29 protein-coding genes and 2 riboswitches are annotated in these 25,936 nt (G+C 39.7%); of the genes, 22 read left to right on the forward strand and 7 right to left on the reverse strand.

Annotation, left to right across the window (positions count from 1 at the left end; translation table 11 throughout):
- Positions 1-2: 2 nt before the first annotated feature.
- The 6 genes from ES896_RS11060 (at position 3) to ES896_RS11085 (ending at position 5,401) form a co-directional block, all read left to right on the forward strand.
- A complete protein-coding gene (locus ES896_RS11060; protein WP_135226803.1) occupies positions 3-1,352 on the forward strand; it encodes a sensor histidine kinase in 1,350 nt (449 codons plus the stop codon).
- A 66-nt stretch (positions 1,353-1,418) separates the two neighbouring features.
- Positions 1,419-2,108, forward strand: coding sequence for a PepSY domain-containing protein (locus tag ES896_RS11065; protein WP_081114174.1), 690 nt, complete (start codon positions 1,419-1,421; stop codon positions 2,106-2,108).
- Positions 2,109-2,201: 93 nt separating this feature from the next.
- Positions 2,202-2,720: a PepSY domain-containing protein gene (locus ES896_RS11070; RefSeq protein WP_008346169.1), complete on the forward strand. Its 519-nt coding sequence runs from the start codon at positions 2,202-2,204 to the stop codon at positions 2,718-2,720.
- A gap of 174 nt (positions 2,721-2,894) precedes the next feature.
- Positions 2,895-3,038, forward strand: a complete 144-nt coding sequence (locus ES896_RS20120; RefSeq protein WP_008346168.1) for a hypothetical protein — start codon at positions 2,895-2,897, stop codon at positions 3,036-3,038.
- 133 nt (positions 3,039-3,171) lie between these two features.
- A riboswitch (M-box (ykoK) riboswitch) is annotated at positions 3,172-3,335 on the forward strand.
- Between the two features lie 207 nt (positions 3,336-3,542).
- Complete coding sequence (gene mgtE, locus ES896_RS11080; RefSeq protein WP_007498785.1) at positions 3,543-4,901, forward strand: magnesium transporter; 1,359 nt, start codon at positions 3,543-3,545, stop codon at positions 4,899-4,901.
- A gap of 101 nt (positions 4,902-5,002) precedes the next feature.
- Positions 5,003-5,401 (forward strand): hypothetical protein, encoded by a 399-nt coding sequence (locus tag ES896_RS11085; protein WP_135226804.1) that lies wholly within the window; start codon positions 5,003-5,005, stop codon positions 5,399-5,401.
- 144 nt (positions 5,402-5,545) lie between these two features.
- Here the strand turns inward: ES896_RS11085 and ES896_RS11090 are convergent, their stop codons facing one another.
- Complete coding sequence (locus ES896_RS11090; RefSeq protein ID WP_135226805.1) at positions 5,546-6,409, reverse strand: LysR family transcriptional regulator; 864 nt, start codon at positions 6,407-6,409, stop codon at positions 5,546-5,548.
- 200 nt (positions 6,410-6,609) lie between these two features.
- On the opposite strand from ES896_RS11090, the gene ES896_RS11095 reads away from it, so the two are divergent.
- Positions 6,610-6,972, forward strand: a complete 363-nt coding sequence (locus ES896_RS11095; RefSeq protein WP_098680936.1) for a cupin domain-containing protein — start codon at positions 6,610-6,612, stop codon at positions 6,970-6,972.
- 247 nt (positions 6,973-7,219) lie between these two features.
- Here ES896_RS11095 and ES896_RS11100 read toward each other — a convergent pair whose 3' ends face one another.
- Positions 7,220-7,549 (reverse strand): MerR family transcriptional regulator, encoded by a 330-nt coding sequence (locus ES896_RS11100; protein WP_007498778.1) that lies wholly within the window; start codon positions 7,547-7,549, stop codon positions 7,220-7,222.
- Positions 7,550-7,741: 192 nt separating this feature from the next.
- On the opposite strand from ES896_RS11100, the gene ES896_RS20125 reads away from it, so the two are divergent.
- The 3 genes from ES896_RS20125 to ES896_RS11110 all read left to right on the forward strand — a co-directional run bounded on the left by ES896_RS20125 (position 7,742) and on the right by ES896_RS11110 (position 8,922).
- The gene (locus tag ES896_RS20125) at positions 7,742-7,897 is read left to right on the forward strand and encodes a hypothetical protein (protein ID WP_089374149.1); all 156 of its coding nucleotides are present in this window, start codon (positions 7,742-7,744) and stop codon (positions 7,895-7,897) included.
- A gap of 38 nt (positions 7,898-7,935) precedes the next feature.
- Positions 7,936-8,100 carry a hypothetical protein gene (locus tag ES896_RS11105; protein WP_008346148.1) on the forward strand — a complete coding sequence of 55 codons (165 nt, stop codon included), beginning with the start codon at positions 7,936-7,938 and terminating at the stop codon, positions 8,098-8,100.
- A 357-nt stretch (positions 8,101-8,457) separates the two neighbouring features.
- Positions 8,458-8,922, forward strand: a complete 465-nt coding sequence (locus ES896_RS11110) for a MarR family winged helix-turn-helix transcriptional regulator (protein WP_088004396.1) — start codon at positions 8,458-8,460, stop codon at positions 8,920-8,922.
- A 235-nt stretch (positions 8,923-9,157) separates the two neighbouring features.
- Here the strand turns inward: ES896_RS11110 and ES896_RS11120 are convergent, their stop codons facing one another.
- Positions 9,158-11,581 (reverse strand): bifunctional diguanylate cyclase/phosphodiesterase, encoded by a 2,424-nt coding sequence (locus ES896_RS11120; RefSeq protein WP_135226806.1) that lies wholly within the window; start codon positions 11,579-11,581, stop codon positions 9,158-9,160.
- 248 nt (positions 11,582-11,829) lie between these two features.
- On the opposite strand from ES896_RS11120, the gene ES896_RS11125 reads away from it, so the two are divergent.
- The 4 genes from ES896_RS11125 to ES896_RS11140 all read left to right on the forward strand — a co-directional run bounded on the left by ES896_RS11125 (position 11,830) and on the right by ES896_RS11140 (position 15,678).
- Positions 11,830-12,444: a DedA family protein gene (locus ES896_RS11125; RefSeq protein WP_007498772.1), complete on the forward strand. Its 615-nt coding sequence runs from the start codon at positions 11,830-11,832 to the stop codon at positions 12,442-12,444.
- Positions 12,445-12,522: 78 nt separating this feature from the next.
- Positions 12,523-12,693: riboswitch (yybP-ykoY riboswitch) on the forward strand.
- 32 nt (positions 12,694-12,725) lie between these two features.
- Positions 12,726-13,517 (forward strand): TerC family protein, encoded by a 792-nt coding sequence (locus ES896_RS11130; protein WP_057079630.1) that lies wholly within the window; start codon positions 12,726-12,728, stop codon positions 13,515-13,517.
- Positions 13,518-13,732: 215 nt separating this feature from the next.
- Complete coding sequence (gene sigI, locus ES896_RS11135; protein WP_008346139.1) at positions 13,733-14,488, forward strand: RNA polymerase sigma factor SigI; 756 nt, start codon at positions 13,733-13,735, stop codon at positions 14,486-14,488.
- Entirely contained in the window at positions 14,485-15,678 is a 1,194-nt protein-coding gene (locus ES896_RS11140) for an anti-sigma factor domain-containing protein (protein WP_135226807.1), read from the forward strand. Before sigI ends, ES896_RS11140 begins: the two co-directional genes overlap by 4 nt.
- 39 nt (positions 15,679-15,717) lie before the next feature.
- Here the strand turns inward: ES896_RS11140 and ES896_RS11145 are convergent, their stop codons facing one another.
- Positions 15,718-15,912: an alpha/beta-type small acid-soluble spore protein gene (locus tag ES896_RS11145; RefSeq protein ID WP_008346135.1), complete on the reverse strand. Its 195-nt coding sequence runs from the start codon at positions 15,910-15,912 to the stop codon at positions 15,718-15,720.
- Positions 15,913-16,036: 124 nt separating this feature from the next.
- Entirely contained in the window at positions 16,037-16,753 is a 717-nt protein-coding gene (locus ES896_RS11150) for a DUF1836 domain-containing protein (RefSeq protein ID WP_046343373.1), read from the reverse strand.
- Positions 16,754-17,032: 279 nt separating this feature from the next.
- Here ES896_RS11150 and htpX point away from each other — a divergent pair, with 279 nt between their 5' ends.
- The 5 genes from htpX (at position 17,033) to ES896_RS11170 (ending at position 20,583) form a co-directional block, all read left to right on the forward strand.
- Complete coding sequence (gene htpX / locus ES896_RS11155) at positions 17,033-17,932, forward strand: protease HtpX (protein WP_007498762.1); 900 nt, start codon at positions 17,033-17,035, stop codon at positions 17,930-17,932.
- A 143-nt stretch (positions 17,933-18,075) separates the two neighbouring features.
- Positions 18,076-19,422, forward strand: coding sequence for a TrkH family potassium uptake protein (locus ES896_RS11160; protein ID WP_135226808.1), 1,347 nt, complete (start codon positions 18,076-18,078; stop codon positions 19,420-19,422).
- 297 nt (positions 19,423-19,719) lie between these two features.
- Positions 19,720-20,247: a DUF421 domain-containing protein gene (locus tag ES896_RS11165; protein ID WP_017359458.1), complete on the forward strand. Its 528-nt coding sequence runs from the start codon at positions 19,720-19,722 to the stop codon at positions 20,245-20,247.
- Positions 20,244-20,408 (forward strand): hypothetical protein, encoded by a 165-nt coding sequence (locus tag ES896_RS20130; RefSeq protein ID WP_008346124.1) that lies wholly within the window; start codon positions 20,244-20,246, stop codon positions 20,406-20,408. The genes ES896_RS11165 and ES896_RS20130 overlap by 4 nt, the downstream gene beginning before the upstream one ends.
- Positions 20,401-20,583, forward strand: coding sequence for a hypothetical protein (locus tag ES896_RS11170; protein ID WP_050827210.1), 183 nt, complete (start codon positions 20,401-20,403; stop codon positions 20,581-20,583). Before ES896_RS20130 ends, ES896_RS11170 begins: the two co-directional genes overlap by 8 nt.
- Before the next feature lie 35 nt (positions 20,584-20,618).
- On the opposite strand, the gene ES896_RS11175 is transcribed toward ES896_RS11170, so the two are convergent.
- Positions 20,619-21,638: an acyltransferase family protein gene (locus ES896_RS11175; RefSeq protein WP_007498757.1), complete on the reverse strand. Its 1,020-nt coding sequence runs from the start codon at positions 21,636-21,638 to the stop codon at positions 20,619-20,621.
- A 293-nt stretch (positions 21,639-21,931) separates the two neighbouring features.
- On the opposite strand from ES896_RS11175, the gene ES896_RS11180 reads away from it, so the two are divergent.
- The 3 genes from ES896_RS11180 to ES896_RS20410 all read left to right on the forward strand — a co-directional run bounded on the left by ES896_RS11180 (position 21,932) and on the right by ES896_RS20410 (position 24,844).
- A complete protein-coding gene (locus ES896_RS11180; RefSeq protein WP_019743075.1) occupies positions 21,932-24,127 on the forward strand; it encodes a PAS domain-containing sensor histidine kinase in 2,196 nt (731 codons plus the stop codon).
- A 1-nt stretch (position 24,128) separates the two neighbouring features.
- Entirely contained in the window at positions 24,129-24,620 is a 492-nt protein-coding gene (locus tag ES896_RS11185) for a methylated-DNA--[protein]-cysteine S-methyltransferase (protein ID WP_017367118.1), read from the forward strand.
- Between the two features lie 89 nt (positions 24,621-24,709).
- Positions 24,710-24,844, forward strand: a complete 135-nt coding sequence (locus ES896_RS20410) for a hypothetical protein (RefSeq protein ID WP_017359454.1) — start codon at positions 24,710-24,712, stop codon at positions 24,842-24,844.
- 24 nt (positions 24,845-24,868) lie between these two features.
- On the opposite strand, the gene mtnA is transcribed toward ES896_RS20410, so the two are convergent.
- Positions 24,869-25,930, reverse strand: coding sequence for an S-methyl-5-thioribose-1-phosphate isomerase (gene mtnA, locus ES896_RS11190; protein WP_017367119.1), 1,062 nt, complete (start codon positions 25,928-25,930; stop codon positions 24,869-24,871).
- Positions 25,931-25,936: the final 6 nt, after the last annotated feature.

Raw genomic sequence — 25,936 nt, forward strand, 5'->3', positions numbered from 1 at the left:
GCATGAGATTAAAAAATAAGATCCAGCTTTATACATCGTTGTCCTTGTTTTTAATGGTGCTGCTGTTTCATACAGCGATTTATTTTATTTTTTCGATGACCTTGACGCAAAAAGATATGTCCAGACTGTCGGAAGTAGCTGAAAATATTGCGATTGCACTAAAGAAGTCAGAAGAAGAGGGCCTTCCATCTTCAGAGCTTCTGAAAGCGTATCTGCCTCAAAATGGTATGATCCGTGTCGTCACAGAGAAAGGTGAATCAAAGCTGACCGTCACGAAGGAATCTACGTTTAGCTCACTTCCTTTTACATACGAATCTGGTCAGACAGCAGAAATTCAAGAATACAATAAGCAGTTGATTGCGTTTGCGGCTATCCCTGTCATTTGGACAAATGGGGACATTGTGTCGCTGCAAGTATATGAAGAAATTGAAAATACAGAAGAGAACTTGGCGTTATTAAAAATGATTTTAATCACTACTGGCGTTTTGTTTATTGTGCTTTCTTATTTTGCAGGCCACATTTTAACGAAACAAATTGTCCGCCCAATTAGCCGAATGACCAATACGATGAAAGCAAGTATGAGAGAAAAGGCATTTAAACGAATTGAATTAACAGGCGATTCAAAGGATGAACTGTATCAAATGGGTCAAACCTTTAATGAAATGGCCGAAATTCTCGAGAAACATTATGAGAAAGAGCAGCAATTTTTACACGATGCTTCTCATGAATTGAAAACACCCATTACCGTCATCATGAGCTACAGCAATTTACTAAAACGCTGGGGGCAAAGCCGGCCAGAGGTCGTAGAAGAATCCTCTCAAGCCATTCATGATGAGGCGAAAAAAATGAAAAGGCTGACAGATCAACTACTCACACTGGCGAAAAATGGGCAGCCGCTTTACTTGGACATGAAGCCGGTTGATCTTGGTCAATTGTGCAGCCAAGTCGGCCATACACTTGAAGTGGCAACCAATCGAACCATCCTTACTCATATACAAACCGATCAGCCTGTGATTGCTGAAGGAGACGAAGAGAAGATCAAACAGCTTTTGACCATCTTGATTGATAATGCGGTTAAATATAGTGCAGAGCCAGTTGATGTGAACTGCGGACGAGCAGGAGAGAAACCGTTTATTTCGGTTGTTGACAAAGGAATTGGCATAAAAGAAGAGGATCTGCCGAAAATCTTTGACCGCTTTTTCCGTGTGGATGAAGCGAGAAACAGTGAGACGGGCGGGACTGGACTTGGCCTGTCAATTGCGAAGCAAATTGCTGAAGAGCATGGGGCTGAGCTAAAGGTAGACAGCCGTATCGGTGAAGGAACCGTGATGACCATTCTTTTTCAGAAATAAGTAGGTCTTTTCTCATCAATTTCTCATTTCCTCCTTATAAAATAGGAAATAGGAAGGAGGCGCTGCATGTCTAAAAAAATGAAAATGCTGCTTACACTCGCAGGATGTCTTTTCATTCTTGCGGCCTTTGCAATGCTCATGATTCAAACCATTGACAAAAAAATATTAAGCGAAGCAGACATTAAAAAAATCATCGCAAAAGACTACAATGGAAACATCACAAACATTGATTTGATCAATCATAAACAGGACTATACATTGACGCTTGAAAATTCAAATGGCATCTATCAAATCATTGCATCTTCCTCAAGCGGTCAAATGAAAGAGATGAAACAGTTAAAGAGCTATCAAAAACCAAATGAGAAAAATGCCGAACTTCAAGCAGAAGAAGCGGCAGTGAAAAAAGTGAAGGGTACTGTGATTCAAAAGAAAGAAAAATCGGATCGCTTTATCTTTACGATTCAATCAAAAAAAGAACTGTATCAAGTGGATGTTGAGAAAGACACGTTCAAGGTGATTGAAGCAGAAAAGAAAAAGCCAACCTCTAAAGAAAAGAAGCTGACAAAAATAACGGTAGAAGAAGCCATTCAGATTGCCGTAAAAGAAGTGGGCGGCACAGTGGATGATGCAGATCTTGAAACTTTTAGCGGAATGCTCGTGTTTGAGGTAGAGCTCGATTTGCCGGATGGAAGAGAGGCAGAGGTGTTAGTGAATGCCTATACAGGAGATATTGAAGGCATTACGTACGAAAACTAATCAATTTCTCATGATTTTCTCATCTTCCTTTCCTTCCTTTATCATCTTGTTTTTTTAAGATAAAGGAGAAATCAAACAGAGGAGGAATGAAATATGATAAAAAAAGTACTAGTCGCTACAGCATTCACAGGAGCCCTTGTCGCAGGTGGTTTCACCCTTCAAGCGCAAAATACAAATCAAACGGCAAATGCCGAACAAGTGGTGCAAAAGAAATCTTCATTTGTCTCAAAGAAACAGGCTGAAAAAGCAGCATTAAAAGTTGTGAAAGGCTATGTAGATGATGTAGATCTTGAGCGTAAAAAAGGAAAATGGGTATATGAGGTCGAGATAAAAAAAGGCGGCTTTGAATATAAAGTATATGTCGATGCCAAAACAGGCAAAGCGCTCAATGATCCAGTCAAAGAAAAGAAACAAAATGTAAAAATCACCAAAAAACAGGCTGAACAAATTGCTCTTGCAAAAGTAAAAGGAACAGTCACAGATTCAGAATTAGATAAAGAAAATGGTGTGTACTTGTATGAAATCGAAATTACGACACCAAGCGGCGAAGAAGTTGATTTTGAGATTTCCGCTAAAACAGGCAAAATCCTCAAGCAAGAATGGGACGATTAAGCTATAAATAAACCTTTGAGCGTGATAGAAAACCTTTGCATCCCTAGGAAGGACGAGCACTGGCGCGGAGCGAATTTGACATTCGTAAGCACCAGCACGCACACGCTGAACCTTACACTTTTATGTGTAAGGTTTTTTCATTGGGACAAACTACTGGAAAGGAGGCGAGAGAATATGATGAAGAAAAAAGAAGAAGAACAGACGATGGATCGTGCGGAATATGTTCCCCATCCTGATGGAGAAGGATATGCTTTGTTTTTGCATGATTCCTTTCATCTCCTCTCCCAAGAGGATATGAATCAGCCAGAAGAGGAATAAAAGACATGAAAGGGCGATGGTCAACTTGTCTATCGCTCTTTTTTTTTGAAAAGTAAGCGAATACATCAGGAAACTTGGCATCTTGCTTATTGACATCATTGCGCTTTTTCTGTAATCTCAGTGTGTCAACAATATGAGACTTCGTTAGGTGAGGCTCCTGTATGGAGATACGCTGCTGCCCAAAAATGTCCAAAGACGCCAATGGGTCAACAGGAATCATCGACATAAGGTGATTTTTAATGCAGCTGGATGAATCCTATGCCATACAGTGCTAAAGCTCTACGATTGAAGGAGCAAGTGTTTATTTGTCATGCTTACAAAGCGCCTTCATTCGGTTGAAGGTGCTTTTTTATGAGAAAAGGAGGTGTGGGGATGGATCATCCCGATTCGAGACACATAGAGAGTATGTCAAAAGATCAGATTGACACATCAGATAGAGGAGATCCTGACCCCCGCACAATCTAAGGGATTCGGGTATCTCCTGATTTTGGGGAGGTAACAGCGATGATACAGAACATTACGTACGATGAACTCATTTTACGCATCATTATTTTACTAAGAGATGGAAAACGTAAAGAATTTAAAAACATTATGGAAGAACTGCAGCCTTATGATATGGCCTACTTATTCAAGGAGCTTCCAGAAAAACATCGCGGCCGCTTTCTCAGCTTTTTAACAGTCGATGACGTGACGGAAATGATGGGTGAACTGGAGCGGGAATATCAAGAGATTGTTCTTGAAAAAGTAGGGAAAGACAAAGCCACCTTCGTCACAAACAAAATGGATAACGATGACCTTGCCAACTTGTTTGATGAGATGGAGGATGAGCTGAAGGATCAGCTTTTATCTAACATGGAAGCAGAGGAATCCAAGGCCGTCCAGCTTCTCATGAATTACCCTGCTGAGACAGCAGGCCGGATCATGACCAATCGGTACGTTTGGATTCCGCAGCATTATACGGTTCAGGATGCCGTGGTGAAGCTGAAAAGCTTTGCTGAAATTGCCGAATCGATCAACTACTTATATGTCATAAATGATCAAAAACAGCTTGTAGGGGTACTCTCATACAGGGATCTTATTTTAGGTGAGCCAGATGAAAAAGTGCAGGATCTTATGTTTACAAGAGTCATTGCCGTTGGTGCCTTTCAAGACCAGGAAGAAATCGCAAAGCTCATTGAACGATATGATTTCCTTGCCATCCCTGTTGTAGAAGAGAACAATGTCTTAGTCGGAATTGTGACAGTCGATGATATCATTGATGTTGTGATTCAAGAGGCAGGAGAAGACTATGAAAAGTTTGCTGCCTCTGGTAAAGATATCACGTTCGACACACCGGCATTTGTGGCGGCATACCGCCGTCTTCCATGGCTCATTTTGCTCTTATTCATTGGGCTGATTTCAGGCAGTATCTTAAATTATTTTGAAGATACCCTGCAGCAAGTCGTTGCTTTAGCATTCTTCATGCCGATGATTGCAGGTATGACAGGGAATACAGGGACACAGTCTCTAGCGGTTGTCATTAGAGGATTGTCAAAAGAAGAATTAACGAAAAAAACCATTATGCGCTTGATTTTCAGAGAGCTGAGAACAAGTATTTATATTGGGATTGTTTGTTCAATCATTATTACGGTCGTTGCCATGGTATGGCAGGGCAATATGATTTTAGGTTTTGTTGTTGGTTCCTCGCTTCTTGCAACACTGATTATTGGGACAATGGCAGGTACGGTCGTGCCGATTATTTTACACAGATTAAACGTCGACCCAGCCATTGCATCTGGACCGCTGATCACAACATTGAATGATATTTTATCCTTACTCATCTATTTTGGAATTGCAACAGCATTTCTTCATACACTGATGTAGTCAAAAGACTGTAAAATGTAACGTTTTACAGTCTTTTTTGAATAAAGATTGCATATAGCGCTTCCATCCTTTACATTTTAAGGAGAAGGTGGGAGAGAAAAATGAAGAAGTTTTTATTCATTTTCATGTGCATTGTTTTGCTAAGTGCATGTTCAAGAGAAGACGAGGGGAAAGACAGAAGACTGGTGGCATCAGAGCATATGCTTGAAGCGATAACTGAAGGAAATAAACGAAAAATGGACAATGTCTATGTCGAAGGCGCAATCCCAAGCCCAAATGACATTCTTAAATCGAAAAAGGAATGGGGAATTGAGACGCTTTCTTATGAAGATTTTCAAATGGAAGAAGCCAGCATCCACGTCTTTCATGCAAATTATAAAGATGCAAACACTGGAGAAAAAAAGGCGCTTGCCTTTCGGGTGAAAGAAGATCCTGAAAAAGGCGGCGTACGAATTGACTTTGTAGGGGTTGTTGAAGGAACTGACGCTTCATCTAAATAAAAAGAATCGTTCATATGCTTTATGATCAGTCAGGCATAAGTTGAGATGATGTAAAAGGATAGAAGAGCTGAAAGAATGTCGCTCTATCTATCCTCTTTTTTTATCACACATGATCTTATTTATGAAACAATGATCTGTCTCAGATCACTTATTCGTGATGCCCATTAACTCCATAAATTGTGACAGGGCACTGGTCATGTACGAATCACGTCGCCTGATCAACACAGTGGGCACGATTCGATGTGGTTCTGGTAATGGATGACAGGTAAATTTACCTTGTCCCCGAGATTCAACCATAGATTTTGGTAATACGGTCACTCCCAGCCCGCTTTCAACACATTTAAGAACGCCCTCTAACGTACCATATTCCATGACCTTCATAGGAGGATAGCCGTTGTTCTCTAGCCACTTTTGCCATCGTCCTAAATAAATACAATGGGCGAATGACGAGAGCAACGGCTCATGTAAAATAGATTCTACCTGGAATTGCTCCGTGGAGTAGCTTGTAATGAGAACGAGGGATTCTTCCAATACAGGATACTCGATGATTTCTGGATGAAGAATTGGCCCATCTACCAAGGCGCCGTCTACTTTGTAGTTGAGGATAGCGCTAACTTGATCGACTGTAGGTGCCATATACAAGCTCAATTCTACTTGTGGAAATTTTTTGTGATATTCTGTGAAAATGCTGGGCAATCTTGTAGATGCGGTGGACTCTATAGATCCAATGTGTAAAGATCCCCGCGGAGTAGAGGAAAGCTTTACTGCTTCTATCGCTTCTTCGTAATTGTATAGTAATTTATTTACATAGGGCAGCAGTTCACGTCCTGCAGGCGTTAAAGATATTTTTTTATGATATCGATAGAGAAGAGGTACACCTAACTCTTGTTCAAGACGTTGGATTCTTGCGGTGACATTGGACTGCACATAATTTAATTTTTGAGCAGCTTTTGTGATGCTTTGTTCAATGGCAACGGCTTTAAATACTTCCAAAGATTTAATATCCAAACTAACTCTCCTTTTTGCATCACAAATTATGATGATCTATATGCTATTTTTTGATTTTACGTGATCCAATGAAGTATGTAAACTAAATGATAGAAGAGGTTGATGCTCATTGCGTCCCTTTTATCTGATCGAGAGGAGAAAATGAATTTTAGCTGTGGCAATTAAAATAGACGTTTTCATTTAATAAGGAGGGAAATCGATTGATTTCAAAGGTAAATATCGAAGAAAAATTTTCGCAAATAAATGATTATTGGAATCCTAGAATAGGTGGAGAGTTGAACGACTCATACATGAAAATGGTGAAAATTAAGGGTGAATTCATTTGGCATCACCATGATGATGAGGATGAAATGTTCTTTGTGTGGAAAGGCAATCTAGTCATCCGTTTTAGGGATAGGGAAATAACGCTTCATGAAGGAGAATTTCTTGTGATTCCAAAAGGAGTTGAACATCAGCCCATTGCTGAAGAAGAAGTTCACTTGCTCTTAATAGAACCCAAAACGACGCTAAACACGGGGAATGTGCTCAATGAACGAACTGTTTCGATTCCTGAACAAATTTGAAAAACTAAATCGTTAAAGATCAAGTATCTTAGGTGATAAATAGTTGAATGGTTGTTTTAGCTAATAACGAGGCTGCAATTGCTGCCTCGTTTTGTTGCTTCAATGATTCAAGATGAGCTGTAACGCATTTGCTTTCGCGACTCTTCAGCAAGAATCGGTCTTTGGGTCAGTTTGTGCTTTCATCGTTTCATATTCAGGACGATCAGATGCTAAGTCTATTTTGCTGAGTAAGCGATTGTTATTTAGTTCATCGATTCTTGTACCGGAAGTGCGCGTTAATTTGACCTTCCAGCATCTTTTTCTTATATTGTCCGCTTTTTAATGCCTGTTCTTTTTTCTTCATGTCTTTCAAAATCTCCGCTGTCTGCACACCATCTTCCCGTTTATTGGCGATATCCATTAAACGTTCTACATCAGAAAAAGAATATTTCCGTGTGCCTCTTGTTGAGCGCTGGGGATAGATGAGTTTCCGTTCCTCATAATATCGGATTTGCCTGACGGAAAGTCCTGTTAATTCACTGACAATCCCGATTGAAATGACTTTTTTATCTTTATAAGATACATCTTCCTGCGTCATATCCTCACCCCTGCAAGTCTTTTCTTCATATTATATCCAACAGTCAGTAAAAAAACCTAACGTTTGTTAGATAATATAACACAAAAATGAATAAAGTGAAAAACAATGGAAGGAAAATTGACATATAAAGTGCAAATCATATCACGTGAACATATGATAAGAAAAAGAAAAAATAAGGAGGGGGCGCACTTGATGGAGAAAACACAGATCATCCGTATGGCAAAAGAAATCATCGCATTAGATGTGAAGAGGGATGAACTGCTGGAGCAGTTCATGCAGGTTGCGGGTCAGAATGCACATGCTCTTCTTAGAGCCGTACAAAATGATTTGTATAAAAAGTCCTCATAAGCACCCGATCCATATCCATTGATAGGAGGGGAGATGTCGTGCGGCGTATATTAAAAGAAGCTTTAGCGAAAGAAAGACATTATTATACGAAGCAGCTTTGCTCACTTGGGGTGTATAGCCCTGATATGACCAAGAACATGACAATTAGTGACTTAAAAAAAGAGTATCATTTCTTTTTCAACAAAACCGATCGCTATCTTTAACATCCCTTATCATGTGCACTGTCACATGAAGGGTTCTTTTTTTTTGTGTTTAATATTATAGCAATATTGAATTTTGTAGAAATTTGACGAATCAAATGTAAGAAAATATAGAGTCTTTACAGATTATGTTAAAATTTGTCGTAACATGATGGTTTGCTGGAAAAGCTTTTTTTCGAGATGATTGTGAAAAATAAGAAGGATTTTAAAAGTTTATATCGAAATCTTATACATAACACGAATGGAGTCACTTATGTGGTTGAAAGGGTTTTCAAAAACGTACTTCTATTTTTTACGAAAGGCTCCAACTGCACCGCAAGAAAGCCTTGAAGTTAAAAAAATATTATAAGAGGTAGATATGTGATGAGACTATCGTTTAATGAAGAAGAAGTAGAACGTTCAATGACGCTTTACAAAGTTTTTGCAAGGGCATTTAAAAGCGTTTCCGAACACAGTATTAGAGACAGCAAGGAGCATGGATTCAATCCAACTGAATTTGCCGTTCTCGAATTACTGTATACGAGAGGTGCTCAAAAACTTCAGCAAATCGGCTCAAGACTCCTGCTTGTCAGCGGGAATGTGACGTACGTAATTGACAAGTTAGAACGAAATGGTTTCATTGAAAGAGAACAGGACCCAAAGGATAAGCGGTCAGTTTATGCCCATTTAACGGATAAAGGGCGCAGTTATCTGGATAAAATTTATCCAATCCATTCTCTTCGAATTGCGCGGGCGTTTTCTGGTCTTTCGCGTGAAGAACAGGAGCAATTAATTAGTCTGCTGAAAAAAGCAGGTATTCACAGTCAGCATTTGTTATTTAGATAAAACGAAAAGGTGCCATGGTTGGCACCTTTTAGATTGTTGACAAAGGGCTAAAATGAACTTGATTTTAGCCCTTTGTCTTCTTTTCAGCCCAGCGTGATAGAAAACCTTTGCAGCCCTAGGAAGGACGAGTACTGGCGCGGAGCGAATTTGTCATTCGTGAGCACCAGCACGCAGGACTGACAAAGAATACGAGGGTTTGTCTACACGCTGAAAGGTGCCATGGTTGGCACCTTTTTTATGTATCTAGCTGATGAGCAGGATAGGCGATAAATTTTTCAATATCACTAGCTGGAAGTGGCTTGGCATAATAAAAGCCTTGTAGATCGTCACAGCCCTGCGCAGATAAAAGTTGTGCTTGTGCAAAAGTTTCAACACCTTCAGCAATGACTTCTAGAGATAGCTGGTGCCCCATTGCAATAATAGCCCCTGTGATTTGCTCAGACTTTGAATCGCTCAAAATATCCTCGATAAACGATTTATCAATTTTCAGACGGTGAATCGGCAAATCCTTCAAATAGCTTAAAGAGCTATGGCCTGTACCAAAATCATCAATACTAATACGGACGCCAAGTTGTTTTAGAGATGTCAGTACTTGTTTTGACTGCTTGATGTTATCCATTGTCATGCTTTCTGTCACTTCAAGCTCAAGAAGTGATGGTTGAAGGTCGTATTTTTTTAGCGTTAGTTTGATCAAATCAATTAAGTCTTCAGAGTTAAACTGCTTAGCAGATAAATTGACCGCTACAGGGATTTTCAATTGCTTGTCATACCACAATTTTGCCTGCTGACATGCCGTGTCAATGACCCACCTTCCAATATCGATAATCAGGCCCGATTCTTCAGCAAGTTCAATGAAAGCCTCTGGTGATTTTAGAGAACCGTCTGGTGCTTTCATTCTTAAAAGGGCTTCAACACCTGTCATTTGTCTTGTTTTGGCGCTGATTTGCGGCTGATAATGAAGCACAAACTGCTTTCTTTGAATGGCATCTCGTAGCTCCAGTTCGCGATTAAGTCTGTCCTCACTCAATCTCTCCATAGATTCAGTAAAGAATTCATAGCGGCTTTGTTTATGTTTCTTTGATAAGTACATGGCCATATCTGCTTTTCTCATCAATTCCATGCCATTCTTTCCGTTTTGCGGAGAGATGGCGATTCCAATACTAATGGATGTAATGAGCTGATGGTTTTGAATGAAAAAAGGTCGTTCAAATTGGCGAATGATGTTTTTCGAAAGCTGTTCAATTTTATGTGTACCATGCTCCAGGTGAGGAAAGATCATTAAAAATTCATCCCCGCCAATTCTTGCAATAAAGCCATTGTCAGGCAAACATTTGGTTAATCTGTTTGCGGCGGCTTTCAACAGCAGATCGCCTATGTTATGACCAAGGGCATCATTAATAATTTTAAACCGATTTAAATCAAGAAAAAGAACTGCCGTTGACGTTTTTGTCTCTTCTTGAGCGGATAAAACATCATTTAAATGATTAATTCCATGACGACGGTTGGGCAGTTCAGTTAGTGCATCATAATGTGCCATCACATGAATTTCTTTTTCAGCAATCTTCTGCTGGGTTAAATCCTTTAAAACGAGATAAATGCTGTCAAGTGTATGGTTGACGTGTACGGGTATGTATGTAACATGATAATAATAAAAACGATCTGCTGCTTTCAGTTCTGCTTCACGCGTAATTGCTTTTTTTGATTGATCAATAAAGTCTTCCCACATCTCAGTCGGCATGACGTATTGACTCACATCATCACCAATCCAAGAATTGCACATTTTCAAAATGTGTTTGCCTGGGTCATTCGCAGATATCACTTTTCGATCAACAGATAACACGATAATCCCATCTATATTATGTTTGATCAGTGATTGGAACCGCTGTTCATTTTCTTTTAGCTGATCGGATTGTGACATAATCCGGTGATCAATATAGGCGCCGAAAATCATAAGTGATTGGACGATAAGCGTCATCAGGCCGATGAAAATGGACAGGCTAAATGGTGACATTTCAAGAGAACCACCCGCAGCGGCATGACCATCTGAATGAAAAAACATCGTCGAAGACGCCATGCCTGTGTAATGCATGCCCGCAACAGCACCGCCCATCATCAGTGCACCCGCTATTTTTAACAGCTGATCTCCCCGCCTTTTCTCAGAGCGATGGAGCCGGAAAAAAAGGTGTAATGAAAAGAATGAAGCGAGCGCACCAATAAAAAACGAAAGAAAAAAGAGAACAGGGTCATAGCTGATGGTGACATTCGCCATTGATTCCAATCCGAGGTAGTGCATGCTGCAAATAGCTGAGCCCATCGTGATCGAACTAATCAAAAGTCGTCTTGTAGAAAGTTGTTGCTGAATACATATTGAAAATGCAATGAAAGAACCGATAAAAGAGGCCAAAATCGATAAAATGAGTAAGGGTGTTTCATATGTGATACCAGAGCGTAGGTGAAACGCCATCATGCCAATAAAATGCATTGACCATATTCCCATCCCCATGATCATCGCACCAACGATCAACCATACTCTTTTCTTTGCGCCGCTCGACTGGATCACCCGGCTGGCTAATTGAAGAGCTGAGTAGGAGGCGACAGCGGCGACAGCGACTGACAGAAAGACAAGCCATCCGTTGTAGCTTCCTGTTAAATGTGTCATGTAAGAAAACCTCCTGTATCTAAAAACAGACATATACTTAATATATCGGATCAAGTGGCGCCTGTGTTCACTTTTCCTTTACTTAAAAAGGGTATTTAGCATTTTTTTTGAACATTTTTTATAGTAAAATCAAATTTAATGTAAAAAAACGAAGAAAAGTGAATCATTTTTGTTTTTTTATTCGTTTAATAGGTGGCACGGTACGATTTGCAAGCATAGCCTGTCAAACTGATTATGTGTGAAAGGGATTGATAAACATCGAAGATTTTATTATTTCATTAGCTGATGCCTTTAAGAATTTGTCGTACTTCGGCATCTTTCTTGCATTATGCATTGAATTTGTTCCTGCTGAAGTGGTGTTGCCTCTTGCAGGTTACTGGGTTTCAAAAGGGGACATGGCCTTCATTGGTGTTGTGGCTGCCGGTTCTATTGGTGGTGTGGCAGGCCCCTTGACCTTGTACTGGTTAGGACGTTATGGAGGGAGACCCTTTTTAAATAAATATGGGAAATATTTCTTTGTGAAACCTGAGTCACTTGATAAATCGGATGCCTTTTTTGAAAAGCATGGTGGATTTGTTGCGTTTAGCGGCCGATTTATTCCAGGGGTCAGAACCCTTATTTCCATTCCGTGCGGGATTGCAAAGATGAATGTGTGGGTTTTTTGCCTGTATACGTTTTTGGCGATTACGCCAATTACATTTGTATATGTGTATCTAGGATTTGTCCTTGGGGAGAACTGGCAAGAGGTTGGAACCATTTTAGAACCATATGTATTGCCGATTGGAATTGGTATGCTCTTATTGTTTGTTCTCTACGTGTGGCTGAAACGAAGAAAAAGAAAAACAGAAACACCAACGGCTTAATCAATGGGTGGAGATAAAAAGTCACCTGTTGACAATCAGGGGTCTGTTGATTATGATATAAGTAATCTAAATATTCTTAATCCCACCAAAGGGGAGTAGCGTCCGGTTTTTACCGGAAACAAAGTCGTCATTACATGGAACCTCATTCCATCGGCTTTGTTGGCATGATTTACATATCACATGTCTAGCAAGACCTTTGCCATTACAGGCAAAGGTCTTTTTTGCATTCATAAGCCTTTGTCTGTTGTGGGACAATAGATAAAAAATAAGGAGGAATGATGATGGATGCAGCAATTATTTTAGAGTACGGGTGGGTTCTTCTCGTATTGATTGGATTAGAAGGGATTTTAGCAGCTGATAATGCGCTGGTTATGGCTGTGATGGTCAAACACCTTCCTGAAAAACAAAGAAAAAAGGCATTGTTTTACGGACTTGCGGGAGCATTTGTCATGCGATTTGGTTCTCTTTTTCTTATTTCGTTTTTAGTAGATGTGTGGCAAGTTCAAGCCATTGGCGCAATTTATCTTCTATATATTTCGATTCACCATATTTTAAAATCGCACGTATTTAAGAAAAAGGAAGCAGACACAAACATGAAACAAAGCGGCTTTTGGGCAACCGTCGTGAAAGTTGAGCTTGCTGACATTGCATTTGCAGTAGATTCTATTTTAGCAGCTGTTGCATTAGCTGTGACTCTGCCAGCAACAAACCTTCCACAAATTGGCGGGCTTGATGGCGGTCAATTTATTGTCATTCTATTAGGTGGTATCATTGGTCTAGTGATCATGAGGTTTGCGGCGACTGTATTTGTGAAACTGCTTAAAACGAGACCAAGCCTAGAAACAGCAGCTTTTGTCATTGTCGGATGGGTTGGCGTGAAGCTGACGCTCTATACACTTTCTCATCCAGCTATTGGGGTCGTGTCCTCTCATTTCATTCATTCAACATTATGGAAAATCATTTTCTGGACGGTCCTTCTCGCGATTGCAGCATTTGGCTGGTTTTTATCAAGTCCATCAAGAAAAGGCAGCCAGCAAAACGAGGAAAAACAAGAGATGCGGCTGGAAGAGTAGGTTTTTTGAAAGAAATATCATTTCATTTTCATAACACGTATATTACAAAAAAGGGGGGGATACCCCCTTATTTCTTTGCTTTTAAACGAAACGTTGTAAAGTAGATAAAGAAATACATGTCACAATTGAGTAACAGGAAATGAATTCCTCATTTCTTCCTTTGCGCTTCCCTCATAAATTAGCTATCATAAATGAGTAATATAGGGAGAACTGAGGTGAAACCATTGCTTAGCCTTTTGTTTAAAAAGGGAAAGAAAAAGCAAACATTAGAGCAGTCGGCAATCAACATCCAACAGGGTGATACCGAGCTGCAAAATGCATTAATCGAGCAATACAAACCATTTGTCGCTAAGACGGTTTCATCCGTTTGTAAACGATATATAGATGAAAAAGATGATGAATTTAGCGTAGGCTTAATTGCCTTTAATGAAGCGATAGAAAAATACTCTGCCGAAAAAGGCAACTCACTCCTTGCATTTGCGGAGTTAATTATTAAAAGAAAAGTAATCGACTATATTCGAAAAGAAGCAAGAAACGCGCCAACGGTTCAAATGGACCTTCAAGAAAGTGAGAATGGCGAGTACTCGCAAAGCATGATTGAAGCAGAGCTTTCTGCAAATGAATATAGGCGTTTAATTGAACAAGAACATAGAAGAGAAGAGATTGAACATTTTAAAGAACGATTGAAAGTATATGGTCTTACGTTTCAAGAACTGCTTGAGCATTCACCAAAGCATGCGGATGCGAGACAAAATGCCATTAAAGTGGCCCATACACTCGTGAAGCATGATGAACTGAGAACCATTTTATTTCAGAAAAAACAATTGCCAGTCAAACAGCTGGAAAAGCTAGTGGAAGTCAGCCGCAAAACGATTGAGAGAAATAGAAAATATATTATTGCGATGGCGATCATTATGACAGGTGATTATGTGTATTTGAAAGATTACCTTAAAGGGGTGCTTAATTCATGAGAAGAGGCATTATAGTAGAGAAAAACAAAAAATATGTCACACTGCTGACCCCTGATGGACAATTTCTGCGGACAAAGTATGAACAGCAAGACTATGAAATCGGTCAAGAAGTGACGTTTCCGAATGAATCACGTCTCGAAAGAAAAAGAGCCGGTTTTTTTGACCTGCTTCGTTTACGTCCGTTAAATGCAGGAATTCTATCAATTGCAGCAATTATTGTCGTGATTTTCACTATGATGCCATCTTTCTCAAGTCAAAAAGCATATGCATATATGACGATTGACATTAACCCAAGCTTTGAGCTGAAACTCGATCACAATTATCAAGTGATCGGTGTCACTCCGCTGAATAAAGATGCGAAGCAAGTACTGGCCAGTATGAAAGATTTAGAAAAAAACGACATGACCAAAGTCGTGCAGGAAATCATCGATGATTGTGATAAAAAGGGATACGTGAACCACTCTAAAAGCATTTATATTTCAACTGTTTATGAAAACAAGCAGGATCATACATACAAAACAAACGTAAAAAGTAAAATCAGCACCATCTCGGGGGAATATCAAAAGCGCAATTATAAGCTAGAAACTGTGGAAGGTGACCTGGAAACAAGAGAAAAGGCACAAAAAGCAGGCATCTCAACAGGAACTTATATTAGAAATCAAGAAATGCAAGACAACGAACAAGAGGACGTTAAAAAAGAAGATGAAGATCCAGCAGATGATGAGGCTGTCAAAGAAGAAGAGCCGAAAAATGCTGATGAAGATCAAAAAGACGAAGACAAAAAAGAAGACATCATGACAGACGGTAGCGATGAGATGCAGCCTGATAAAGAGGCTCCTGAAGGCGAAGACAAAGAGCAGAAGGAAGTTGAGAGGGAAGAGCAAGGAGCTGTTCAAAAGCCTCACCAAACAAGCCCTAATTTTGACAACAAAGAGAAAAAGGGAAAAGAAGACAAGGACCGCCCTTTTGAAAAAGACAAAGAGCAAAAAAAAAATCACTCGACTGATCCAAATGAAAAAAAACATCCAAACGGCACATCACGTGGTGATACTGAAAAGCATGTAAAAAAAAACGACAGTGGTCAGAATCGTCCGTACGGCGAACGTAACAGAAATGGCGTCAAACAAAAAGGAAAAAACACACCGCCCTCATACCGTGAAAACCGGGATGAGCCTACATATGAACAGTAAAAAAACGCCAGAATAGATCCGGCGTATTTCACCATGTCTTTATTTAGTTGAATGGCCCATTTGAGATTGCGCCTGCTGTACGAGTCTTTTTGTCATCTCGCCGCCAACAGAACCGTTTGAACGTGCGACTGTATCTGAACCGAGATTCACGCCAAATTCTTGAGCGATCTCGTATTTAAATTGATCTAAAGCTTGTTCTACTCCAGGAACAAGAAGTTGATTTCGATTTGCCATCACATATTCCTCCTTTCACTTCATGTTTGTTGCGCCTTCTTATTTTGAAAAAAACAGCCTGCAATTATGCTGGCAATTGCTGCACAAAAAAGCCGAGGTGATGAAGGTCACCTCGGGCTCAGTTTTAAGCCTTTTTCAGCTGAAGCGTATTCAACATCATTTCTTGCGCTGTGCTTTGCAAGTGAGAAGTGAAAACGGAGAAAACGGTAGAACTGATAATGCCTTTAATCAAATGCCATTGCGGCTTCGTCAATTCTGTAAACTCTTCGTGGAGTTTGTCCGTCTGCTCTTCTGTCATTTCTCGTAAATTCGTTTCCTTTAATGGAAAATGTGTATGGTGATAAATAAAATCAAGGACGTGCGCATATGCTTCATAAAAACGGATGGGGCTGATAATATCATCCGTTCGATCTGTGATCGTATTAAATAAGGCAGATAAGATCGTACGAATAGAATCAAAATCAAATACTGATTTTAAATCCCGGACAATTAATAAAATAACGACTTGATCAATGGAGTACTTCTTGCCAAGCTCTGGATGGCCGATCATATCTTTAATATCGCGCTTGATCCAGTTTTGAATGGCTGTCGATTTAAGAGAAGTCAGTTCACACAAGTTGCCAAGCTCAACGATTTCGTTCGTTGAAAGCCCGTGCTCTGATTTTTGCTTCCGCCGTTCGAGTTTTTCAAAAAACGAAGGGATTCTTAATTCATCATATTCATGTTCCTTATCGCTTTTTACAGATAAATTCAAAAGCTGAAGCGGAGTCAGATCTCCCTCGCCTTTTAGAGAATACAGAAGTCTCGTCATGTCAATTCTCGTTAATTTAAAAGTCACCATGTTCCACCTCATTTTGTACGTCAAAAACGTGATTATTGATCTAATTCAACATCATAATCTCTTTTTAATGAAAATGCAAAATAAACTAAAATAGGACCGGTGCGTCACAATTTGTTCACTTGTTTGCGGATGCAAGTAGCGTAATCATTGAAATGACGAGGTTTTAGCCAGTATGATAAACATAGAAAACGATTCCTTTTTCCTTGCAATTTGAGACGTTTATTTTTATAATTTTATTAATAAGTTCAAATGAACTTAATATGACAGCGGAGGTTATGTATGGGTAAAAGAATATTTCTGTTTATATTAACGAACATTCTTGTTATCACTACGATTGGTATTGTCCTATCGGTTATTAGTGCAGCAACTGGTGTTGGTTCTTATATAGGAGCAGACGGAAGACTTAATATCCTTTATCTTCTTGTATTCAGTGCAGTTGTTGGTTTTGTAGGCTCGTTTATGTCACTAGCGATGTCTCGCTGGATGGCAAAAATGATGATGGGTGTGCGTGTGTTAAATCCAGAAAAGGATTCATTAACATATGATGAGCAGCAGCTTGTTGACCGCGTTCACAGACTATCAAGAGCAGCAGGCCTTTCTAAAATGCCTGAGGTCGGTATTTACCAATCATCTGAAGTAAATGCATTTGCGACAGGTCCTTCTAAAAGAAGATCGCTTGTTGCCGTATCAACTGGATTGCTTCATGAAATGGATGATGCAGCAGTTGAAGGGGTTATCGCTCACGAAGTCGCTCACGTAGCGAACGGTGACATGGTTACAATGACGTTACTTCAAGGAATCGTCAACACGTTTGTTGTCTTCCTTTCAAGAATTGCGGCATGGATCGCAAGCCGTTTCGTTCCACGTGAAGAGCTTGTGCCGATTGTTCACTTTATCGCTGTGATCGTCTTCCAAATTATTTTCTCTATCTTAGGAAGCCTTGTCGTATTTGCTTACTCTAGACATCGCGAATTCCATGCAGACCGCGGCGGTGCGGACCTTGCAGGAAAAGATAAAATGATTCATGCGCTCCGTTCACTAGAGGCGTATACATCAAGAATTAAAGATGATGATCAAACAGCTGTTGCTACACTGAAAATCAGTGGTAAAAGAAAAGCTTCTCTTTTCTCAACACACCCTGATTTAAACGAAAGAATTAGAAGACTCGAAGCAAAATAAGAAAGATCAAAAGACATTCTGCCTAAGGATGTCTTTTTCTTTTTGATGAAAAAGTAAATAAAGCACAAAATACCTTTAAAATCTTCTTTCTTTTCATTAAAATGATATAGTATTCGAAAAGAAAGATAAAAGAAGGAATAACCATGAATCCAATGAAAAAACTAATCGACCGGCTGTCGGCTTTTCAGCTGATTGCCCTTTATTATTTTCTTGCTGTGACCGTGTCGTTCATTCTACTCAGTCTGCCAGTGGCTCACCAAGAAGAAGTCAAATGGACATTTATTGATGCGCTATTTACAGCTGTGAGTGCTGTCAGTGTCACGGGTCTGACTGTTGTCGATACGTCACAAACATTTAGTGTGACCGGGATGTGGATCCTTGCATTTGTTTTGCAAATCGGTGGTATCGGCATTATGACCCTTGGTACATTCGTCTGGCTGGTTATGCGAAAAAGGATCGGCATTAAAGAAAGAAAATTAATTATGGCAGACCAAAACCAGAGCAACTTATCAGGAATTGTAAAACTCATGAAGCAGGTCTTATATTTAATCTTACTGATTGAGTTTGTAGGCGGTCTGATTTTAAGTATGTATTTTCTAAAGTATTACGATGTGCAAGGTGCTTTTCTACACGGATTTTTCTCTAGTATCAGTGCCACAACCAATGGAGGATTTGATATTACTGGGAATTCGTTAATTCCTTATAAAGATGACTATTTCGTCCAATTTATCACGATGCTGCTCATCATTTTTGGCGCTATTGGTTTTCCGGTACTTGTCGAAGTAAAGGATTATTTATTCAATCAAGACCGAAAACATGCATCGTTTTCATTGTTTACGAAAATTACCACGATCACGTTTGGCCTCCTTGTTGTCGTTGGGGCAATTGGGATTTATGCACTTGAAGCTCGGTTTACTTTTCTAGGGAAGAGCTGGCATGAAATCTTGTTTTATTCTTTGTTTCAATCAACAGCTACTAGAAGTGGCGGGCTTTCGACATTAGATATTACGCAATTGACAGAGCCGACACTGTTATTTTTATGTTTGCTGATGTTTATCGGGGCATCTCCAAGCTCGGTAGGGGGCGGAATTCGGACAACCACGTTTGCCCTTAATTTACTTGCTTTGTTTCATTTTGCGAGAGGAAATAAGTCCATTAAAATCTTTAAAAGAGAGCTTCATCAAGCGGACATTAATAAATCCCTCATGGTGACGATGATGGCCTTTATTTTAGTGTTTGGTGCTACGTTTCTGTTAACTTTATCAGACCATCATACACTTCTTGAAACTTTATTTGAAGTTTGTTCTGCCTTCGGAACAACAGGACTGTCGCTCGGAATTACGTCTGACTTGTCCGTATTTGGTAAGTGTATTATTATGGTCGTCATGTTTATAGGACGGATTGGAATTCCAAGCTTCTTGTATTTAATTGGCCGCCGGGAAAGTGAAGCGAATTATCATTATCCGAAAGAGCGTGTGATCATCGGCTAACCAGCATTCCTACTGAATGCTGGTTTCAGCGTGTAGACCAAACCCTCGCATTCGTTGTCAAATCTGTGCTCCGGTGCTCACGAATGTCAAATTCGCTCCGCTCCGGTGCTCGACTTTCCTAGACTGCAAAGGTTTTCTATCACGCTGAAAAGAAGAAGAGCTAAAATAAAGATCATTTTAACTCTTTATCAACAATCAGACCAGCATTCCTACTGAATGCTGGTTTTTTATTTCCATTATATAACTGGCTAAATCACAAAGGATGTTCGCAATCTATAGGTAAGAGGTGAAAGAGACGTGCTGGATGTGTTATGGAAAGCAATTGTAATGCTGCTCGTTGGTACTTTGCTGCTGAGAATAGCAGGGCCTAAATCCATTAGTCAATTAACGGTTCAACAGACAGTCATCATGATTTCGATTGGATCGATTATTATCCAACCCTTTATTGAGCATAATTTACTTGAAACCATTTATGCGGCCGCCATTTTTATTGTGGCGCTTGTGATTATGGAAAAGCTGTCGATTCAATTTGATTTTTTTGAAAAATTGGTTTCAGGGAAGTCTGTGGTGATTTTAGAGGATGGAGAAATGCTTGATCACAAGCTGAAAAAAACGCGGCTGACAAGGGACCAATTCAAAATGCGCTTAAAGCAGCAGGGCATCACAGACATTAGCAGTCTCAAAAAAGCAACACTAGAAGCGAATGGGCAAATTGGATATGAGTTAAAGCCTGAGGAAAAACCAGTGACAGTCAAACAAATGAAAGAGCTATTTGATCAATTGAGCGAAGAACTAAACATGTTAAAAAGGAATGATGACAAATGAAAAGAAAAACAGCAAAAAATGAAGCACTCACAAATAATATGACGCCTACAGAAAGCATGGCACACGATCAAGGACAAACACAATTTGACGAGCAATCAGAAGACCGCCAGGCGAACCGAAATTCTCATCAAGGTAAACAGGGGGGAGCATCTCGTGACTAAAAAACATGTGAAAAGTAAAGATATGAAAGACCATAAAAAACCGATGAACCCCGATATCTTGGAAGAGGAATTTGGCAGCGAGCTGGGAGATATAAACAGCAGTAAATGGATTGATACCTTAATGAATCCTAAAAAAAACGATGAATGTCATACTGAACAGAAAAACAAAAAATAAATAGAAAAAAAAACGATCCAGAGAGATCGTTTTTTCTATTTAATATAACTGTTTTGTCTGCCAGTAATGGTTCGCATCAGACTGGTCATTTTGAGCTCGATGACTGGTTGTGCAACAGTTTTAACAAATGTACTAGATAGGGTAAAGGTTAAGAGGACCGTAAGCAGCAATAGAATCAATACACTTGCCGTATTTAGAGCCCAATCATCAAACCAAGTCGTTCTTAAAAGCTTAATCACAAAGCCATGAAGTAAATAGACATATAATGTTCTTGTGCCCCATTTGGTAAAGAAGAACCGGCGTGTAGGGACTAATGCAAAGAAACTAAAGGTAGCAGCAAATGCAAGTAAATACCATGCCATTCGTTTCATCGCTGCAATGAGTCCTTCATCTCCAAGAGAAGCGTACGATTGTGACCCAAATAAAAAGGAATAATCGAATTCATAAAAATAGCAAAACATGAACACGGCCATCAGTACAAGAAGTGCAGTCAGTTTCCCTTTGCTTGTTCGGATAAATTCAAAGTGCTGCTTTTTTAAATAAAAGCCAGCTAAAAACATCGGCAAAAAGACAAACGTACGAGATAGGCTGAGCGTATCGCTAATGCTGTCTACGTAACCGACAAGTAACGCCATCGATAAACTAACGATCATTGCCCAGTGGAATGGCAGTTTTGAAAAAGGAATGAGTAGTAAGTTCCAAAAGAATAAACTGATTAAAAACCATAAAGACCATTGCGGATCAATCGGATTTAAGTTAGAGATGCTTTGATCCTGTAAGAAATAATAATACACAGAATAGATGACTTGAAAAATCAAATATGGGATGATTAGCTTAACTGCGACTTTTTTCATAAAACCTGGTTTTCTAAAACCTTTGGCAAAGAAGCCAGACACCAATATAAAAGCGGGCATATGGAATGTATAAATAAATTTATATAAGTAGAGTATCCAGTCATTATCATGTATGAATGACCGTAACAAATGACCAAAAACAACTAGAAAAATCAGAAGAAATTTTGCATTATCAAAATAACTATCTCTCGTTGACGTCATAACATCACCTTTCCTGCTTCATTTCGAACATAAACGTTCTAAGTGCACTGTTCCCTCATTTGCCCCATTTTAAAATACAAATTGGCTCATTTCGCTATTTGATGTGAAATTGTAGAACGGTTGTAAAAGAAGCGTAAGAAAAGAGAATCGTTATACAATCGTGTCATCCAAATGAAACAAATGAAGCAAGCCTCGTGTAAAAAGTTCTCTTTTTTTATGAGTCGAATGAAGGAACAATGAAAATCTTGTAGAAATATTGTAGAGGAATGAGGCTGGAAAAGGAGTGTAAGAGAATGACTGAAACGCTCGATGGTGCGAAAAATATCAGAAAATTAGAAAAAGAGAACGAATATTTGCGAAATGAATTGATACAGCACAAAATGCTGTTAAATAAGACGTTAGATGCCATTTTTATATTTGATCAGCACCTCAACATTATTCAAGCCAATGAAGCGACATGTAGGCTTGTGCAAACACCGAAAGAAGACCTCCTCAATAAATCCGTTCTAGATTTCCTATACGGCATCCCGAAAAACAAAATTGACTGCTCACTTGAGATTTTTTTTCGAAAAGGAACGTTAAAAAGAGAGATCTCCATTCAACTTGAAAATGGAGAGACAAAATATATTGAATTTGCAGCAGAGCACGACGTGGTGAATCAACAATATATTGTCGTCATGCGTGATATTTCTTCAAAGAAAATATTAGAGCGAGAACGCTCGATGAATGAGCAGCTGTTTAAAGATTTATTTGATCGAGCGATTGACGGTATGGTCATTTTTGATCAGGATGGTTGTATGATTGACGCCAATCACTCTTTTTGCCAGAGCTTTGAACTTCAAAAAACAGATTTAACAGACCGCTACTTAAATGAATTTGTTGAAGAAGAAAACCTTCCAGCGCTCCAGCAGCTCTTAACTTCATTGAAAGAAACAGGGAAAGCAAAGGGGGAACTTCCTGTTACCCTTCAATCTGGGCAACACAAATTATTCGAACTGACCATCACATCCAATGTGATGAGTGGTTTTTACATGTCCATCATGCGTGATATTACAGAAAAAAGATTAATGGAAGAAAAGCTGCTAAAAAGTGAAGAACGTTTTAGAGAAATATTCGAAAATGCGATGGATGCCATCATCATTTGGGCGGATGATGGAGAAATTGTTAGGGCAAATGAATCCGCCTGCCGAATTTTCGAATTACCGATGCATCAGCTGATTGGCAAGAAACTCATGGATTTTCTAGTCAAATCTGATCGCAGATACCGGCCGACAAGAAGACGGTATATCAGGAATCTTGAAATCAGAGAAGAACTCCTCTTTAGAATGGCGAATGGCCAATTCAAAGAGCTTGAGTTCACCTCTAAGCATGCGGTATTAGAAGGACAGCACTTAACCATTTTACGGAATGTCAGTGACAGAAAGCGAATGGAAGAGGAGCTGCGAGAAAGTGAGCTCAAATTCCGTAAAGTATTTAATGGCTCTATGGATGGCATTGTTCTTTTCGATAATCAATACCGGATTATTGATGTGAATCCATCCGCAAGTGAACTGCTTGGCCTTAAAGATGATCACTTAACGGAAATGAACCTTTTTCATATCCTTGCGCCATATCAAATTGAAAATTTGGCGCAGCCAGCTCAGGCGATGTCATTAGACGAGATGGACAATGAAGTTCCATTTGTGCTGAACCATCCAGATCAACGTATTTTGGAGTTTTCTTTTAAACGAAATATTATTCATAACATGAATTTGGCCATCTTTAGAGATGTGACTGAACGCAAGGAATTAGAAGAGCGGGTAAGAAAATCGGATACGCTTCATGTTGTCGGAGAGCTTGCTGCTGGAATTGCCCATGAAATTAGAAATCCAATGACGGCTTTAAAAGGCTTCATTCAGCTGCTCAAAGGAAACATTGAAGGGGAGTATTCGCTCTATTTTAATGTCATCACATCAGAGCTGAAAAGAATCGAATCCATCATTACAGAATTTTTGATTTTAGCGAAACCACAGGCCATCATCTATGAAGAAAAAAATGTCGTGCAAATTGTCAAAGACACGATGGACCTTCTTCACGCACAAGCCAATCTTGGCAATGTGCAAATGCACTTAAATGTGCTGGATGATATTCCGCTCATCTACTGTGAACAAAATCAGTTAAAGCAAGTCTTTATTAACATTTTAAAAAATGCGATTGAAGTAATGCCTCAGAAAGGAAATGTTTACGTGAGCATTCAAAGGAAGGGGGAGGAGCACATTGTGATTTCTCTTCGTGATGAAGGCTGCGGCATGACAGAGGATAAACTAAAGCGTCTCGGAGAACCATTTTATACAACAAAAGAAAGAGGCACTGGACTTGGGTTAATGGTTAGTTATAAAATTATTGAAGAGCATCAAGGAACCATTGAAGTAGAGAGTGAAGAAGGGGTCGGAACAGTGTTCCATCTCACGCTTCCACTCCGGCAGCAGAAACAAGAAGGGGAGCTTTAATGTGTATTATACAGTCTATACCGCACCAATCGGGGCATTATACATACTAGAGAAAGATGGTGCCATCATTGAAGTGAGGTTTGATGATGAATCGTTTTTGGTCAAAGAACAGAGAGACCATTTTAAACAAGAAGACACGCCTGTATTAAAAGAAGCGAAAAAACAGCTGGATGAATATTTTAAGGGCGATCGGAAAGTGTTCGATCTCCCGCTTAAGCAAGCAGGCTCTCCGTTTCAAGAGCAAGTGTGGGAAGCACTTTCTACTATTCCGTATGGTGAATCAAAAAGCTATGCTGATATTGCAGAAGCGATCGGCAATCCAAAGGCTGTCAGAGCCATTGGACAAGCTAATAGACGCAATGCATTGCCAATTTTTATCCCGTGTCACCGGGTCATTGGAAAAGACAGGACTCTGACTGGTTATGCAGGGACGAAGACAGGGATGAAAGCGATCCTGTTAGAATTAGAAGGCATCCCATTTGTTCAAAAATAAATGAATTGACCTGTTCCAAATGTTTAGCGAGCGACATATCCTTTTATTAAGCTAAAAAAGTTGGTCTAGGGAAAAAGGAGGCTGCTAACATGTTATGGGGCAAAAAAGATAAAATGTACGCCGTCACATCACTATGTGTCAAAATGAACGTGTTGACAGAAGAACAGAAAAAAGAAATATTAGCAAAAACAAACGAAACAAAAAAGCGCGGTGCTCTTAAATGATAAGAATCCCGCGCTTTTGTTTGATTAAAGTGACACGCTTTCAGTAAATAGTGCATCAATCTCTTCTGTATAGTTGGAAGTGATAATGCCTTTTTCTGTAATGATCCCGGAAATGAGATGGTGAGGAGTGACATCAAAGGCAGGGTTAAATACCTGCACGTCAGGAGGCGCTATTTGGATGCCGTTTAATTCCTTTACTTCCTGCGGGTCGCGTTCTTCAATCGGAATATCTGACCCATCCTGAGTTGACACATCAAAGGTCGAAAGAGGCGCTGCCACAAAAAATGGAATTTGAAAGTGTTTAGCCAAAATAGCCAGACTTAACGTTCCAATTTTATTTGCTGTATCACCGTTTCTAGCGATTCGATCTGCACCAACAATCACGGCAGAAATTTGTTTTTCTTTCATCGTATGGGCTGCCATATTATCCGTGATAAGCGTCACATCTACGCCGCCCTGCATCAATTCCCATGTCGTCAGACGAGCGCCTTGAAGGACAGGACGAGTTTCACATGCGTAAATGTGAAGATCGAGGTTTTTCTTTTTCGCTAAATAAAAGGGTGCAAGCGCTGTTCCGTACCGGCTTGTGGCAATGGAGCCTGCGTTACAAATGGTCATAATTCGATCACCAGATTTAAAGAGCTGAAGAGCATTTTGACCGATTTGCCGACATGTTTCTTCATCTTCGATTTGAATTTGAATGGCTTCATGGACAAGATCAGTTTTGGCTGCATTCACCGAAGCAGCACGCTCAATGCGCTGATAAAGCCGGTCTAATGCCCAGGCAAGGTTTACAGCGGTTGGACGAGCACTGTTTAAATATTCTTTCAGGCGAGCGACTTCTCGCTTAAAGAGATCAATGTCTTCTGTATCAATCTCTTGTGCACTAAGTGCAAGCCCAAAAGCCGCTGTAATGCCAATAGCAGGTGCTCCGCGCACTTTTAGCGTCACAATGGCATCATACACATCTTCTTTTGTATATAAATGCTCAAACACGGTTTCAGCAGGTAATTTTTGCTGATTCAAAATGTTGATACGGTTTTCTTCCCATTCGACGGAACGGGGAACTTCAAATTCTTTAGACAAAACTCG

It is taken from the genome of Bacillus sp. 005/A4HT-01/001, from assembly GCF_004634445.1.
Lineage (GTDB): Bacteria > Bacillota > Bacilli > Bacillales > Bacillaceae > Bacillus > Bacillus altitudinis.

What these genes read in the sequence shown, in the direction of transcription:
- ES896_RS11060 (WP_135226803.1), top strand. Translation starts at nt 3, where the DNA reads ATGAGATTAAAAAATAAGATCCAGCTTTATACATCGTTGTCCTTGTTT.
- ES896_RS11065 (WP_081114174.1), top strand. Translation starts at nt 1,419, where the DNA reads ATGTCTAAAAAAATGAAAATGCTGCTTACACTCGCAGGATGTCTTTTC.
- ES896_RS11070 (WP_008346169.1), top strand. Translation starts at nt 2,202, where the DNA reads ATGATAAAAAAAGTACTAGTCGCTACAGCATTCACAGGAGCCCTTGTC.
- ES896_RS20120 (WP_008346168.1), top strand. Translation starts at nt 2,895, where the DNA reads ATGATGAAGAAAAAAGAAGAAGAACAGACGATGGATCGTGCGGAATAT.
- mgtE (WP_007498785.1), top strand. Translation starts at nt 3,543, where the DNA reads ATGATACAGAACATTACGTACGATGAACTCATTTTACGCATCATTATT.
- ES896_RS11085 (WP_135226804.1), top strand. Translation starts at nt 5,003, where the DNA reads ATGAAGAAGTTTTTATTCATTTTCATGTGCATTGTTTTGCTAAGTGCA.
- ES896_RS11100 (WP_007498778.1), bottom strand. Translation starts at nt 7,549, where the DNA reads ATGACGCAGGAAGATGTATCTTATAAAGATAAAAAAGTCATTTCAATC.
- ES896_RS20125 (WP_089374149.1), top strand. Translation starts at nt 7,742, where the DNA reads ATGGAGAAAACACAGATCATCCGTATGGCAAAAGAAATCATCGCATTA.
- ES896_RS11120 (WP_135226806.1), bottom strand. Translation starts at nt 11,581, where the DNA reads ATGACACATTTAACAGGAAGCTACAACGGATGGCTTGTCTTTCTGTCA.
- ES896_RS11130 (WP_057079630.1), top strand. Translation starts at nt 12,726, where the DNA reads ATGGATGCAGCAATTATTTTAGAGTACGGGTGGGTTCTTCTCGTATTG.
- ES896_RS11140 (WP_135226807.1), top strand. Translation starts at nt 14,485, where the DNA reads ATGAGAAGAGGCATTATAGTAGAGAAAAACAAAAAATATGTCACACTG.
- ES896_RS11145 (WP_008346135.1), bottom strand. Translation starts at nt 15,912, where the DNA reads ATGGCAAATCGAAATCAACTTCTTGTTCCTGGAGTAGAACAAGCTTTA.
- ES896_RS11150 (WP_046343373.1), bottom strand. Translation starts at nt 16,753, where the DNA reads ATGGTGACTTTTAAATTAACGAGAATTGACATGACGAGACTTCTGTAT.
- htpX (WP_007498762.1), top strand. Translation starts at nt 17,033, where the DNA reads ATGGGTAAAAGAATATTTCTGTTTATATTAACGAACATTCTTGTTATC.
- ES896_RS11160 (WP_135226808.1), top strand. Translation starts at nt 18,076, where the DNA reads ATGAATCCAATGAAAAAACTAATCGACCGGCTGTCGGCTTTTCAGCTG.
- ES896_RS20130 (WP_008346124.1), top strand. Translation starts at nt 20,244, where the DNA reads ATGAAAAGAAAAACAGCAAAAAATGAAGCACTCACAAATAATATGACG.
- ES896_RS11175 (WP_007498757.1), bottom strand. Translation starts at nt 21,638, where the DNA reads ATGACGTCAACGAGAGATAGTTATTTTGATAATGCAAAATTTCTTCTG.
- ES896_RS11180 (WP_019743075.1), top strand. Translation starts at nt 21,932, where the DNA reads ATGACTGAAACGCTCGATGGTGCGAAAAATATCAGAAAATTAGAAAAA.
- ES896_RS20410 (WP_017359454.1), top strand. Translation starts at nt 24,710, where the DNA reads ATGTTATGGGGCAAAAAAGATAAAATGTACGCCGTCACATCACTATGT.